This window comes from Acinetobacter sp. LipI_23 (genome assembly GCF_058243045.1).
Genome location: NZ_JBZAYJ010000001.1, coordinates 3,362,724 through 3,378,027, shown reverse-complemented (window position 1 = coordinate 3,378,027; position 15,304 = coordinate 3,362,724). Strand labels below are relative to the sequence as shown.

Here is a 15,304-nt window from a genome sequence, read left to right as displayed (position 1 = left end):
CAAGTTGTTCTTCATGACGATGTATCTGAGGGTCTGTAGCTCAGTTGGTTAGAGCACACGCTTGATAAGCGTGGGGTCACAAGTTCAAGTCTTGTCAGACCCACCAAATCTGACTAACAAGCATTGTTAAATGCTGAATACAGAAAACAGAAACATTGACTTATTGATAAGCTGGGGACTTAGCTTAGTTGGTAGAGCGCCTGCTTTGCACGCAGGAGGTCAGGAGTTCGACTCTCCTAGTCTCCACCACTCATTGCGATGCAATGAGTTAAACATTAAGCAAACGAACTGATAGCTTATAGAGCTTAGTGATAATAAAGCGTAGAATGCGCTTCGTTGTTATTAATCTCTGTGATTTATCACAGTTTCCTGACCTGACGAAGGCTGGAAAAATCATTAACAGAATATATTTGAGTTGAAATAATTTGTTCATACTCATTTTTAAGATCGACATTAACAGTGATTTATTACTGATTGATGAAGATTGAAGAAATGAGTTACTAGCGAAATTAACTGAATCAAGCGTTTTGGTATGTGAATTGAATTGAAGCTGTACAGTGTTTAAGTACACAGAACAACAAACTGTAAGGAAGTGATGAGAAATCATCATAGACTGTCTTAATCCTACTTGTAGGGATTAACGACTGTTTGGGGTTGTATAGTCAAGTAATTAAGTGCATGTGGTGGATGCCTTGGCAGTCAGAGGCGATGAAAGACGTAATAGCCTGCGATAAGCTCCGGGGAGGCGGCAAATATCCTGTGATCCGGAGATTTCTGAATGGGGAAACCCACCTGTCATAAGGCAGGTATCGTATGATGAATACATAGTCATACGAGGCGAACGAGGGGAAGTGAAACATCTCAGTACCCTTAGGAAAAGAAATCAATTGAGATTCCCTCAGTAGCGGCGAGCGAACGGGGAAAAGCCCATTAAGTCATATCAGTTTTAGTGGAATGCTCTGGGAAGTGCAACCATAGTGGGTGATAGTCCTGTACACGAAAGGGCTGATATGATGATGTCGAGTAGGGCGGGGCACGTGAAACCTTGTCTGAATATGGGGGGACCATCCTCCAAGGCTAAATACTCCTGACTGACCGATAGTGAACCAGTACCGTGAGGGAAAGGCGAAAAGAACCCCTGTGAGGGGAGTGAAATAGATCCTGAAACCGCATGCATACAAGCAGTGGGAGCCGACATGTTCGGTGACTGCGTACCTTTTGTATAATGGGTCAGCGACTTACATTCAGTAGCAAGGTTAACCGCATAGGGGAGCCGTAGAGAAATCGAGTCTTAATAGGGCGTTTAGTTGCTGGGTGTAGACCCGAAACCGGGTGATCTATCCATGAGCAGGTTGAAGGTTGGGTAACACTAACTGGAGGACCGAACCCACTGTCGTTGAAAAGCCAGGGGATGACTTGTGGATAGGGGTGAAAGGCTAATCAAACTCGGTGATAGCTGGTTCTCCCCGAAAGCTATTTAGGTAGCGCCTCGGACGAATACCATTGGGGGTAGAGCACTGTTTCGGCTAGGGGGTCATCCCGACTTACCAAACCGATGCAAACTCCGAATACCAATGAGTACTATCCGGGAGACAGACTGCGGGTGCTAACGTCCGTAGTCAAGAGGAAAACAATCCAGACCGCCAGCTAAGGCCCCAAAATTATAGTTAAGTGGGAAACGATGTGGGAAGGCATAGACAGCTAGGAGGTTGGCTTAGAAGCAGCCACCCTTTAAAGAAAGCGTAATAGCTCACTAGTCGAGTCGGCCTGCGCGGAAGATGTAACGGGGCTAAAACTATATGCCGAAGCTGCGGATTTGCAATTTATTGCAAGTGGTAGGGGAGCGTTCTGTAAGCCGATGAAGGTGTATTGAGAAGTATGCTGGAGGTATCAGAAGTGCGAATGCTGACGTGAGTAACGACAATGCGAGTGAAAAACTCGCACGCTGAAAGACCAAGGGTTCCAGTCCAACGTTAATCGGGGCTGGGTGAGTCGACCCCTAAGGCGAGGCCGAGAGGCGTAGTCGATGGGAAATTGGTTAATATTCCAATACTTCTATGTAATGCGATGAGAGGACGGAGAAGGTTAAGTCAGCCTGGCGTTGGTTGTCCAGGTGGAAGGTTGTAGGCATGTATCTTAGGCAAATCCGGGGTACTGTATGCTGAGAACTGATAGCAAGCTGTACTTGTACAGTGAAGTGGCTGATACCATGCTTCCAGGAAAAGTCTCTAAGCTTCAGTTACATAGGAATCGTACCCGAAACCGACACAGGTGGTCAGGTCGAGTAGACCAAAGCGCTTGAGAGAACTCTGCTGAAGGAACTAGGCAAAATGGTACCGTAACTTCGGGAGAAGGTACGCTGCCGACGGTGATAGGATTTACTCCTTGAGCTATTGGCAGCCACAGAAACCAGGCCCCTGCAACTGTTTATTAAAAACATAGCACTCTGCAAACACGAAAGTGGACGTATAGGGTGTGATGCCTGCCCGGTGCTGGAAGGTTAATTGATGGGGTTAGCGTAAGCGAAGCTCTTGATCGAAGCCCCAGTAAACGGCGGCCGTAACTATAACGGTCCTAAGGTAGCGAAATTCCTTGTCGGGTAAGTTCCGACCTGCACGAATGGCATAATGATGGGGGCGCTGTCTCCAGCAGAGACTCAGTGAAATCGAATTCGCCGTGAAGATGCGGTGTACCCGCGGCTAGACGGAAAGACCCCGTGAACCTTTACTGCAGCTTGACATTGAACTTTGATCTTACTTGTGTAGGATAGGTGGGAGGCTTTGAAACCGAGACGCTAGTTTCGGTGGAGCCAATCTTGAAATACCACCCTGGTAATATTGAGGTTCTAACTCTGTCCCGTTATCCGGGACGAGGACCATGTCTGGTGGGTAGTTTGACTGGGGCGGTCTCCTCCTAAAGAGTAACGGAGGAGTACGAAGGTGCGCTCAGCGTGGTCGGAAATCACGCGTAGAGTATAAAGGCAAAAGCGCGCTTAACTGCGAGACCCACAAGTCGAGCAGGTACGAAAGTAGGTCTTAGTGATCCGGTGGTTCTGTATGGAAGGGCCATCGCTCAACGGATAAAAGGTACTCTGGGGATAACAGGCTGATACCGCCCAAGAGTTCATATCGACGGCGGTGTTTGGCACCTCGATGTCGGCTCATCTCATCCTGGGGCTGAAGCAGGTCCCAAGGGTATGGCTGTTCGCCATTTAAAGAGGTACGCGAGCTGGGTTTAGAACGTCGTGAGACAGTTCGGTCCCTATCTACCGTGGGCGTTGGAAATTTGAGAGGATCTGCTCCTAGTACGAGAGGACCAGAGTGGACGAACCTCTGGTGTACCGGTTGTGACGCCAGTCGCATCGCCGGGTAGCTATGTTCGGAAGGGATAACCGCTGAAAGCATCTAAGCGGGAAGCCTACCTCAAGATAAGATTTCCCTAGGACTTTATGTCCTCTAAAGAGCCGTTGAAGACTACGACGTTGATAGGTTGGATGTGGAAGCATAGTGATATGTGAAGCTGACCAATACTAATTGCTCGTGAGGCTTGACTATACAACACCCAAACAGTTGGTGTTGTGGTTCAAATCACTGCAAACAACTTGATTTAGTTATAAAGCTAGATAAAATATCCAACTCAAATATACCTGTTAATAACTCATTTGATGAAAGTTAGGCACGAAGAGCACTGCTCTGAGGTTAGACCCAACGAATAGTCATAAACAGTTGTGCTGGCGACAATAGCAAGAGTGAACCACCTGATCCCTTCCCGAACTCAGAAGTGAAACCTCTTAGCGCTGATGGTAGTGTGGAGTTATCCATGTGAGAGTAAGTCATCGCCAGCTCATTAATTCTAAATCCCCCTCCGCTAATCGCTGAGGGGGATTTTTTTATGATGAAAATATTAAATAATAAAGAAAAAGCGAAATATTAAGTGGGAAAGAAGAGAATTAGAGCGGAGAATACACGCTAAATTATACAAAAATACATTTATATAAATTAAAATTATGTGAAACATCTATTGTTTATCAAAGAATTTGATGTAGTGCAAATTATTTTTTCGTCATTTTTATACAACTTTAGTCTAGTTTTTCCAAAAAAAGCTGTTTCAATTGTTTTATTTATAGACAAAAACTGAATTATGATTCATTTTATGTAAAAGTGAATTTGGATTCACTTTTTATAATAAAGCTCACAATTGGAGGTGAGAGAAAAATGACAGCGACAACAATGAATGTAAATGCTGTAATCGATCAGGCTAAGTTTAAGCCTTTTCATTTAACGGTTGTTTTGTGGTGCTTATTCGTCGTCTTATTTGACGGCTATGATTTAGCAATTAACGGTGTGGCTTTACCGCTTTTAATGAAAGAGTGGGGTATGACGGCTGTTCAAGCGGGAATGCTAGCCAGTACGGCCCTAGCAGGCATGATGTTTGGTGCAATGCTATTTGGGATGCTGGCCGATAAAATTGGCCGTAAAAAAGTCATTATTATCTGTGTTACGTTGTTCAGTGGGTTCACTTTTGCGGGTGGCTTTGCATCAAACCCGACTGAATTTGGTATTTTACGCTTTATTGCGGGTCTTGGAATTGGTGGTGTATTACCGAACTTGGTCGCTTTAACTTCGGAATATGCGCCTCAGAAGTTTCGTAGTACTTTGGTGACCGCGATGTTTAGTGGCTATGCAATGGGTGGAATTATGGCAGCACTACTAGGTGTTGCGTTTACGCCAACCTTTGGCTGGAAGATCATGTTTTTCATTGCGGGTATTCCATTACTGTTTATTCCTATTTTATGGAAATTCTTACCTGAATCAGTCACTTTTTTAGTGAAAGACCAGCAAACAGAAAAGGCACGCAGCATTATTCAACGTCTGGTACCTGAAGAGACTGTAACTTCAGATACTGTTCTAGTGCTGAATGAAGCAAAAGTCCCTGATGCATCTGTCGCTGCCTTGTTTAAAAATGGCCGTGGTATGGGTACAGTTTTATTTTGGTGCTGCTTCTTCATGTGCTTATTGATGGTTTATGCCCTAGGAAGCTGGTTACCAAAACTGATGATGGCTGCGGGTTATTCGATGGGCAGCAGTTTAATGTTCCTCCTTTCCTTGAACATTGGTGCGGTGATTGGCACTGCTGGTGGTGGTGTGCTTGCGGATCGTTTCCACTTGAAACCTGTCATTATTAGCATGTTGACTGTCGGGGCATTTGCATTGGTGGGTTTAGGCTTTAATTCACCACAACCTGTAATTTATTTATTGGTTGCACTTGCAGGAGCTGCTTCAATCGGTTGTAGTATTTTACTATATAGCTATGTGGCGCAATATTATCCATTGGCTGTTCGTTCAACTGGGTTGGGTTGGGCATCAGGAATTGGCCGTGTGGGTGCAATCGTGGGTCCAATTGTCATTGGTGTATTGTTGGGCATGGAATTACCACATAAGTTGAATTTTATTGCTGTGGCAATTCCTGCGGTACTTGCTGCGATAGCAGTTTCTTTTATCCGTTTAAATAGTGCTGAAGAAGCAGTTAAAACTCAGGTGAAAGTTTCAAGTTCAATCAAAGCATCTTCTTAGTTAAATCTTAAATAAATAAAAGGCTCTCGTTGTGAGGGCCTTTATTTTTTTCAAAATAGATGTACCGTTGGATGGTATTTGATCGTGTTTGAAGGAGAGTGCTATGCTAAAGGCAGCTTTAAATAGGGCAGTACAATAACAATGATTAAGCAGCAGAAAAAACTCGAACCTGAGCAAAGTGAACGTTTATTCAACATCCTAGAACAGCGTTTTCAGCAGTACACTGAACGTCATATGCAAATTAGTTGGGCATTTGTCCGAGAAAAACTTTTGCAGTCTCCGGAAAAATTATACGCCTTACAACAAATGGAAATGAGTAGAGGTGAGCCTGATGTCGTGGTTTTACCGAATACACAAGATGTGTATTTTTTTGATTGTTCGATTGAGTCACCGAAGGGGCGACGGAGCATGTGTTATGACCGAGAGGCACTATTGAGTCGCAAGGATCATCCGCCTGAAAATACAGTGCTCGATTGGGTACAGGCGTATGGCTTAAGCTTAGTGACGGAACAACAGTATTATCTTTTACAGCAGATCTTTAATTTTGACTTGAAAACATCCAGTTGGGTTGAGACTCCAGCTGAATTACGTCAGCAAGGCGGGGCAATTTTTTGTGATCAGCGCTATGGTCGTACGTTTACCTATCATAATGGCGCTGCTTCGTACTATGCGAGTCGAGGATTTCGGACTTATATTCAGCTTTAACTGTGGAATAGAGAAAAAAAGAAACCCCGACATCCTGTCGAGGTTTCTTTGTATTTCAGTGTTTAGATACAACTCCTGTCATACCTCACATCCTGATGCTCAAACTGATTATTGTTGTTTTAAGTTTGGGAAACGTCCTGTTTCCTGATGATTTAAATATACATGGCGGTGGCTGTTGTTCATACAGCATTTTAACCACGCTATTTGTAAGCCTAAGCTGACAAAAGTGAATGGCTTATAATTTTTGCTTAGTGCTTTAGATCAGCATCGTTTAAATAGCCTAATCAATGCTAGATTGGCTTAATGAACTGATCCTGCTCGACAACGATAGGGTTTGACCGTTTTTCCTTTTTAATATAGAGCATCACTGGTATCGCGCAGTTGTAAATACGACTGCTCGATAAATACAGAACAATATTAAAAAGTTGTATGCATGCATGTGATGTTCATCAGAAACATGATCAATCTTCTCCGATGGAGTGGATATTTGAATAAAAATGTGAAAAGTAATGTTTTATACATACAATTGATGGCTTGAGCAGCCTTTAGATTGATTTTTTAGTAGGTTGAACATCGTTGAGGGATATTAAAATTTTATGCAGCGAAATAGGTGGAATAAATCATTCCAAAAAGTTTGTTAATTTACAACTAATTTTGTACAATAAATAAGCTGATTAATTGAACGGTTGAATCAGCACACATTATAAAAATGGAATATTTGAAGCAGAAATTACAGAATATTTTTATAAAAGTGAGTATTGTTGAACCATATAAAAGGGAAGTTTAATCGACACACTTTAACCAAGGTTTTGTGAAAACTCCTCTGTTTGTCATTTAGAACCTTGCACCCAAAAGGTCGAAGCTAAATCAAACACTCAAGATTAATATTAAATGGTTCTTTTTTGTTGCGAGATAACCAAATAAAAAGCAATTAAAAGGGACCTAGGTTTAGGTGTTTTATGTCAGGAACTCGTGAAAACTGGACATCACGATCTGGTTTTATTATTGCAGCTGTAGGTTCGGCTGTAGGTTTAGGTAATATTTGGCGTTTCCCTTATGTTGCTTATGAAAATGGTGGCGGTGCCTTTCTTATTCCTTATTTATTGGCGTTAATTACCGCTGGTTTACCTCTGTTATTTTTAGATTATGCAACGGGACACCGTAGCTCGGGGTCACCACCTAAAGCCTATCGGGCTTTGTTTAAAGGCGGTGAAACGTTGGGTTGGTGGCAAGTCTGTGTGTGTATCATCATTGGTTTGTACTATGCCAGCGTACTGACGTGGGCGGGAAGCTATGTTTACTTCTCGATTGGTCAGACTTGGGGCAGTGACCCTGAAAGTTTCTTCTTTAATACCTACTTACAAACTTCGAAAGCAACAGGTTTCGATTTACAGTTTGTAAGCCATTTATTTTGGCCAATCGTGGGAATTTGGGCACTGACCTTAATTATTCTGTTTGGCGGGGTTAAAAAAGGCGTTGAATTATCGAATAAGATTTTCATGCCTTTGCTATTCGTTTTATTCACCATTTTAGTGGTGCAATCACTTCGTTTACCCGGTGCAGCAGAAGGCTTAAATGCATTCTTTACGCCGAACTGGTCTGCGATGATGGACTATAAAGTGTGGTTGGCGGCGTATGGTCATACCTTCTTCTCGCTTTCTGTGGGTTTCGGGATCATGGTGACTTATGCATCTTACTTAAAGCCAAAGACCAATTTGACAGGCTCAGGTTTAATCGTTGGTTTTGCCAATGCTTCAACTGAAATCTTGGCGGGTATTGGTATTTTTGCTGCATTGGGCTTTATGGCGCATGCCGCAGGCAAAGAAGTTCAAGATGTGGTGAGTGGTGGTATCGGTTTGGCATTTATTGCTTTCCCGAAAATCATTTCAAGTCTTGGTGCAGGTGCTGATTTATTCGGTCTATTGTTCTTCTCATCATTATTTGTTGCCGGTATTTCTTCCATGGTCAGTATCTTGGAAGTGCCGATTGCAGCAATGCAGGATAAGTTAAAATGGAGCCGTAAAAAAGCAGTTACCATTATTGGTGGTGGTAGTGCACTGGTTTCAGTGATCTTATTCTCAAGTGTGAATGCGATTAAATTGGTAGATATCGTGGATCACTTTATCAATAACATTGGCATTGTGGGTGGCGCGCTTGTTTCTATTCTTTGTATTACTTGGTTTAAGCGTTCAGCATTGATTGAGTTGCGTGATCACGTAAACCGTATTTCCACAATTCAACTCGGTAAGGGTTGGGCATTTACCTTGACCGTGATTACTTCACTCGTGTTATTAACGACGTTGAGCATGACGTTATTTAATTTGGTGAAAAATGGTTACGATACCTATAGCATGAGTCTGCAAGGGCTATTTGGTTGGGGCAGTGTGATTTTCTGTGCTGTCCTCGCAATCGTACTCAGCAAAGTTAAAGATCGCTAGGAGAAAAAAATGAATACTTCAGCAATCGTAATGATGGTGATTTCAATGTTGTTTGTTTGGGGTGGACTTGTATTGTCTATTCTTCACTTGATGAAAAATCCAGAAGAGCTCGATGATGTTCTTGAAGAAGTGAAAGACCAGCATACGTTGTAATACTGGATGAAAAAGGCAATTCATTGATTTCATTTGTAATCAGTGAATGATAAAAAACCGAGTGAATGTCACTCGGTTTTTTATGGACTTTTAACAGGTTTAAGAGAGCTGTAGCACTGACCGGCTTTGTTGCACAAACCTAGCCTATAAGGTTTATTCAGTCCTATAATTTCAAAATGATCAAATCTTTATTTAGACTCTCTTTACGCATGGTCACAGGTTTTGTTCAAAGTCTGATTAAACTTTGTGGATTAAATTGGACCGCACCAGATTACAGTACGCTTTGTCGAAGACAAAAACATATTGATATTGCGATTAGCTATCAAAAAAGTAGTGATGGGCTACATCTACTCGTCGACTCAACTGGCTTAAAGTTTCTAGGTGAAGGTGAGTGGAAACGTAAGAAACATGGACCTGAATATCGTCGCCAATGGCGTAAGCTTCATATTGGCATCGATGCTGAAACCTTGCAAATACGTGCAGTACAGCTTACTACAAATAATGTGAGCGATTCGCAAGTACTCGGTGATTTACTTGCTCAAATTCCCTTAGATGAACGAATTGATTCGGTCTATACCGATGGTGCTTATGACACGAAGCACTGCAGACAAGTCATTCTAGATCGAGATGCACATGCGCTCATTCCGCCAAGAAAAAATGCAAAACCATGGAAAGATCAGAAATTGAGATCTTTAGAGCGGAATGAGTTACTGAAAACAGTTAAACGTTTAGGAAGAACGCTTTGGAAAAAATGGTCTGGTTATCATCGTCGAAGTTTAGTTGAAACCAAGATGCATTGCATCAAACTATTAGGTGATAAATTAACAGCAAGGAGTTTTTCTAGTCAGGTGAATGAGATTCATGCACGCATAGCCGTATTGAACAAATTTACAGAATTAGGTCGTCCTCATACCCAAGTTGTCACTTGAATTCTGTTCAAATGAGCAGAGTGTTATCTTTTAAATCTTTGTGCAACAAAGCCCCTCTATTCTGGTACCAGTGATACGCGTGGCTTGCGATTACAAAAAGTCCGGATCTTGGTATCGGGTTTAAATAATGCTGAGGGCACTTATAATATCTCAAATTTAAAATTGGGTAATTTTTCAGTCATAGATAGAACTTCACTTATAAACTCTAATCCAAAGACAACCACTGTTCCAGTCGTGATGAATGGTTCTTTTCAAATTACAAAATCCACCTGTGTAATTAATAATGGTGCAGCAATTAATGTTAATTTACCAACTATACCAAGTAGTAGCTTTACTGCGGTAGGTCAAACTGCTGGAGATACTTCATTTACAGTGGATGTGAGTCGCTGTAGTTCAGAGGATAGCAATAAAACTCTACTTGCCTTGTTAACTGATAATAATGATGCATCTGCAAGTAATCAGAGTGGATTATTAAAAAATATCCATTCTCCTAATGTTTCAGTGCAAATTACCGACAGTGTTGGAGGCGCTTTATCGATTGCCCCGAAAAATATTAATAGTTCAAATAGCTTTTTTAGTTTTGGAACCATTGGTTCCAGTGGTACGGTTTCTAAAGCATTTAAAGCGCGTTACTATTCAAATGTCGCTACTGTACCAGCAACGCTGGTTCAGGCACAGGCTACGATTACGCTGATATATAATTAAACAAAGAATGAAGGGGTTATCATTATATGTTTGACTGCATGACTAAACTATAGTACGCAATCAGTAAAAAATACTTACTGCATCACTTCAAAGTATAAGTTTAGGAAAATTTGGACCCATACCAGTTCTCGATTAAAAAAGGAGCTTTTCAGCTCCTTTAATTTTTAAATCTTTTCAATGCGACAATAATAAAAACCATCGCCACGCCCTACTTGAGGGAGTAGTTGGCGACCATGAATCTGCTCAAGCCCCCAATCGGCATCAATTTTAATTTCTTTCGCATCCGTATGTTCAACAAAGAAGTCGACCATTTGCTGTTCATTTTCGGCTTTCAAAATCGAGCAGGTGATGTATAGCAATGTGCCGCCGACTTTAAGTTGTTGCCACATATTTTCAAGAATTTGCTTTTGGAGTTGTACTGTTTTAGCAATATCGCCCGACTGACGCAGTAAACGAATATCGGGATGGCGACGGATTACTCCAATGGCAGAACAGGGTGCATCGAGAACGATACAATCTGCAAGTTCAGGTGATGTCCACTTCACCGCATCGGCAGTGATAATTTCCACAGGCTCTTCGCTTAAAGCCAAACGCTCTAAGTTTTCAGACACACGTTTTAAGCGTTTTTCATCTTGGTCGAGTACAATCAGTTTTTTTGGCTGATACATCTCTAAAATATGCGCTGTCTTGCCGCCAGGTGCTGCACAGGCATCAATTACGAATTTGCCATTTAAGTCGGGCAACAAGGTTGCACAGAGTTGCGCATGTTCATCTTGTACTGAAAAACCACCCACCTCAAAACCCGGCAGGCTTGGGATATGAAGACTGTCATCCAGCACAATGCCAACATTTGAAAGTTCACACGCGTGTGCTTCAATGCCTTCATCTTCTAAAATTTCAAGATATTCGTCACGGCTAACTTGTAAGGTGTTGACGCGCAAGGTTAAGGGCGCAACTTGTTTCAGCTCGTAGCTAATTTCAGCCAGTTGCTCACCCCAGTCCTTTTTCAAACGTTTGGATAACCAACTTGGCAAATTTGAGGCTTGTTCCAGAACATCATAGAACTGCTCAGTTTCACGTGTTGCACGGCGCAAAATAGCATTCACCACACCGCTTAAGCTTTCCATACCCAATTGTTTGGCTGCTTCTACCGTTTCAGAAATCGCGGCATGCGCTGCAACGCGGGTACACAGCAATTGGTATAAACCCACATATAAACAAGTTTCAACGACTTGGTTTTCCAGTGGCTTAGTCAACAACGGTAAAGTCACTTGTTTAAGCGCATGCCATTGGCGTAAACAGCCAAGAACTAATTCATGGTACAAGGCACGGTCTTTGTCAGACACAATCGCCATGTGTTGCTGAAGTACCGATGCCAGTGATTGACCATTTTGGACAGCCAATAACGTTTTAACAACCTGAGCACGTAAGTTTAGAGTCTTACCTGAGGCGTGGGGAGATTGTTTCATTATAAAATTTGTCCAATATTTAGTTTTTGGGTTTGTAAAATTTGTACGGCATTTAGGGGTTTACCACCAGGCCATTGCAGAGAGCTTAAACACACTGCTTGTTCATCGCCACAAGCCACATGAACACCTTGTTTATCGATGGCTAAAATGGTCCCTGCAGCTTGAGCTTGGGCATTTTCTTGAGACAACATCGAACCCCAAACGCGCAGATTATTGCTTTCATCCAGTGCGATAAATGCGACAGGCCATGGGTTAAATGCGCGAATATTACGGTCAATTTGCACCGCTGTTGAAGTCCAATCAATTTGCGCTTCAGCCTTAGAGAGTTTGTGTGCATAGAGTGTCAAAGCTTCATCTTGCACTTCGCGGTTGTCTAAATAGTGCTGCAATGTGCTTTCAGAGGCTAACACTTTGACCGTCGCTTCAGCCCCTTGTTGTGCCAATTTATCATGCAAGCTTGCAGAGGTATCGGTAGCTTCAATCGGACAGTAGGTTTTATACATCATATCGCCCGTATCCAAGCCAGCCGCCATTTTCATAATGGTGACCCCGGTTTCGGTATCTCCAGTAGAAATTGCGCGTTGAATAGGCGCTGCACCCCGCCAGCGGGGCAACAGTGAACCGTGAATGTTCAAACAGCCATATTTAGGCGTATCCAAAACCACTTGCGGCAAAATAAGGCCATAAGCAGCCACCACCATCACATCTGCATTTAAGGCTTTGAGTTCAGCTTGAGCAGCCAGACCTTCTTCAGTTGAGGACTTAAAATGCAGCGGTTGATACACAGGAATATCATGTGCTAAAGCCAACTGCTTCACGGCCGAAGCGGTAAGTTTCTGCCCACGACCTGCTTTACGGTCAGGTTGCGTATAGACGGCTACAATTTCATGTTCTGTTTTTAGGAGAGCGTCTAATGCCACAGCCGCGAATTCGGGCGTGCCTGCAAAGATGATTTTCAAGAAATACTCGGAAAAAAGGAGAAGATTAAAACAATTATAGCAAAACTCGAGCAGCTACAGATTTATCCTGCATAAAAAGCCGATAGAGCAGTTCTAACTGAATGATGTGCGAGAGTTTTATTCAAAAAATAGCGCAAGGATCCTTGATAGCATATCGCTCAAAATTTGTAATTCATATAAATAAAACTCATGCAAAATTTAAAAATTATTCATAGAAGTTTTGTATTGCAAGGCGATTGAACGGGTTATAGTAGTTTCCATATGCAATTGAATGTCAGCTCATCGGTTAAAATGTAGCGCGCAAATATACTGCCGTCCGTATTTTAGGTCGAGATACCTAAAAACAAGATTTACGCAGAATGTGAATATGTTATGTTTAAATTTTTGACAGTTTGACACTCTCAGAACTCAGATTTTAGCCAGAGTGAATGTGGACATTCATCTCAAGCACAACTATGTTGGAAAAGTACAATGCCTGACTATCGTTCAAAAACATCAACACACGGAAGAAACATGGCGGGTGCGCGTGGCTTATGGCGCGCAACGGGGATGAAAGACGAAGACTTTGGTAAGCCGATTATTGCGGTAGTCAACTCATTCACTCAATTTGTACCGGGTCACGTTCATTTAAAAGACTTAGGTCAACTTGTGGCACGTCAAATTGAGAAAGCAGGTGGCGTAGCTAAAGAATTTAATACCATTGCGGTCGATGATGGGATCGCGATGGGACACGATGGCATGCTGTATTCATTGCCTTCACGTGACCTCATCGCTGACTCAGTGGAATACATGGTCAATGCGCACTGTGCTGATGCGATGGTCTGTATTTCAAACTGTGACAAAATTACCCCGGGCATGTTGATGGCGTCTATGCGCTTGAATATTCCAGTGGTGTTTGTCTCTGGCGGGCCGATGGAAGCGGGTAAAGTGAAAATCCGTGGTAATGAACACGCGATTGACCTGGTTGATGCCATGATTGTCGCAGCAGATGACAGCTTCACTGATGAAGAAGTGGCTGAATACGAACGTTCAGCTTGTCCAACCTGTGGTTCATGTTCAGGCATGTTTACTGCAAATTCAATGAACTGTTTAACCGAAGCTTTGGGCCTATCGCTTCCGGGCAATGGTTCAACTTTAGCAACCCATGCCAATCGTAAAAAATTATTCGAAAAAGCGGGTCAATTGATCGTTGAAATTACCAAACGCCATTACGAACAAAACGATTACAGCTTGTTGCCGCGTTCAATTGCCACCAAAGCAGCCTTTGAAAATGCTATGACGCTGGATATTTCAATGGGTGGTTCAACCAATACCGTTCTACACTTGTTGGCAGCGGCACATGAAGCTGAAGTTGACTTTACCATGACCGACATTGACCGTTTGTCACGTAAAGTGCCTGTGCTGTGTAAAGTTGCCCCTGCAAAACAAGACGTGCACATGGAAGATGTACACCGTGCAGGTGGCATCATGTCGATCTTGGGTGAATTGGATCGTGCAGGGTTGTTGGATACGTCTGTGCCAACTGTGCATGAAAAAACCTTAAAAGATGCTTTGGACAAGTGGGACATCATCCGTACTGAAGACGAAGACGTGTATCAATTCTTCCGTTCAGCACCGGGCGGTGTACCGACGCAAACTGCATTTTCACAAGACCGTTACTACTCACGATTAGATGGTGATCGTAACAATGGCGTCATTCGTAATGCTGAACATGCTTTCTCTCAAGATGGTGGTTTGGCTGTGCTGTACGGCAACATTGCGCTTGAAGGCTGTATTGTAAAAACTGCGGGTGTAGATGATTCCATCTTGAAATTCAACGGCACGGCACGTGTGTTTGAAAGCCAAGATGCTGCGGTAGAAGCGATTCTAGGCGGAAAAATTACCGTTGGCGATGTGGTGGTGATTCGCTACGAAGGCCCACGTGGTGGTCCGGGTATGCAAGAAATGTTGTATCCAACCAGTTACTTAAAATCGAAAGGGCTTGGTAAAGATTGCGCTTTACTCACCGATGGTCGTTTCTCGGGCGGTTCATCAGGTCTATCCATTGGTCACGTGTCTCCAGAAGCAGCTGAAGGCGGTGCAATTGGTTTGGTGGAAGATGGTGACCGTATCGAAATCGATATTCCAAACCGTAGTATTCACTTAGCGGTGGATGAAGCAACCATGGCTGCGCGCCGTGAAGCACAAGAAGCCAAAGGCTGGCAACCTGCTGAACAGCGTCCACGTAAAGTCTCTAAAGCTTTAAAAGCCTATGCGATGCATACCACCAGTGCCTCTAAAGGTGCGGTACGTGAAATTTAAGCTGTAGTCTTTGACTGAGTAAAAAAAAAGCACTCCATTTGGGGTGCTTTTTTATTGATTGATAAAAATAGT

General features: G+C 42.8%; 7 protein-coding genes, 2 tRNA genes, 2 rRNA genes and 2 pseudogenes. 11 read left to right on the top strand and 2 right to left on the bottom strand.

Annotated features, from left to right (window positions below; all coding sequences use genetic code 11):
- Nucleotides 1-29 precede the first annotated feature (29 nt).
- The 10 genes and pseudogenes from AC4CVD_RS16645 to AC4CVD_RS16600 all read left to right on the top strand — a co-directional run.
- Nucleotides 30-106, top strand: a tRNA-Ile gene (locus tag AC4CVD_RS16645).
- A 67-nt stretch (nt 107-173) separates the two neighbouring features.
- A tRNA-Ala gene (locus AC4CVD_RS16640) sits at nt 174-249 on the top strand.
- A gap of 411 nt (nt 250-660) precedes the next feature.
- Nucleotides 661-3,554, top strand: a 23S ribosomal RNA gene (locus AC4CVD_RS16635).
- A gap of 175 nt (nt 3,555-3,729) precedes the next feature.
- Nucleotides 3,730-3,844: ribosomal RNA gene (rrf, locus tag AC4CVD_RS16630) — 5S ribosomal RNA — on the top strand.
- Between the two features lie 370 nt (nt 3,845-4,214).
- Nucleotides 4,215-5,573 carry an MFS transporter gene (locus tag AC4CVD_RS16625; RefSeq protein WP_004691886.1) on the top strand — a complete coding sequence of 453 codons (1,359 nt, stop codon included), beginning with the start codon at nt 4,215-4,217 and terminating at the stop codon, nt 5,571-5,573.
- Nucleotides 5,574-5,717: 144 nt separating this feature from the next.
- Nucleotides 5,718-6,278, top strand: a complete 561-nt coding sequence (locus tag AC4CVD_RS16620) for a DUF4256 domain-containing protein (RefSeq protein WP_162841296.1) — start codon at nt 5,718-5,720, stop codon at nt 6,276-6,278.
- A gap of 959 nt (nt 6,279-7,237) precedes the next feature.
- Nucleotides 7,238-8,716, top strand: coding sequence for a sodium-dependent transporter (locus tag AC4CVD_RS16615; RefSeq protein WP_178896409.1), 1,479 nt, complete (start codon nt 7,238-7,240; stop codon nt 8,714-8,716).
- A 9-nt stretch (nt 8,717-8,725) separates the two neighbouring features.
- The gene (locus AC4CVD_RS16610; protein WP_004691882.1) at nt 8,726-8,869 is read left to right on the top strand and encodes a methionine/alanine import family NSS transporter small subunit; all 144 of its coding nucleotides are present in this window, start codon (nt 8,726-8,728) and stop codon (nt 8,867-8,869) included.
- 176 nt (nt 8,870-9,045) lie between these two features.
- Nucleotides 9,046-9,798: pseudogene (locus AC4CVD_RS16605) on the top strand (IS5-like element ISAha2 family transposase); the annotation flags it as partial.
- A 57-nt stretch (nt 9,799-9,855) separates the two neighbouring features.
- Nucleotides 9,856-10,503, top strand: a pseudogene (locus AC4CVD_RS16600) (fimbrial protein); the annotation flags it as partial.
- Between the two features lie 164 nt (nt 10,504-10,667).
- Here AC4CVD_RS16600 and rsmB read toward each other — a convergent pair.
- The gene (gene rsmB, locus AC4CVD_RS16595) at nt 10,668-11,972 is read right to left on the bottom strand and encodes a 16S rRNA (cytosine(967)-C(5))-methyltransferase RsmB (RefSeq protein ID WP_178896405.1); all 1,305 of its coding nucleotides are present in this window, start codon (nt 11,970-11,972) and stop codon (nt 10,668-10,670) included.
- Nucleotides 11,972-12,931: a methionyl-tRNA formyltransferase gene (gene fmt, locus AC4CVD_RS16590; protein ID WP_178896404.1), complete on the bottom strand. Its 960-nt coding sequence runs from the start codon at nt 12,929-12,931 to the stop codon at nt 11,972-11,974. Before fmt ends, rsmB begins: the two co-directional genes overlap by 1 nt.
- A 471-nt stretch (nt 12,932-13,402) precedes the next feature.
- Between fmt and ilvD the strand changes: the two genes are divergently transcribed.
- Nucleotides 13,403-15,232, top strand: coding sequence for a dihydroxy-acid dehydratase (gene ilvD, locus AC4CVD_RS16585; protein WP_178896403.1), 1,830 nt, complete (start codon nt 13,403-13,405; stop codon nt 15,230-15,232).
- Nucleotides 15,233-15,304 lie beyond the last annotated feature (72 nt).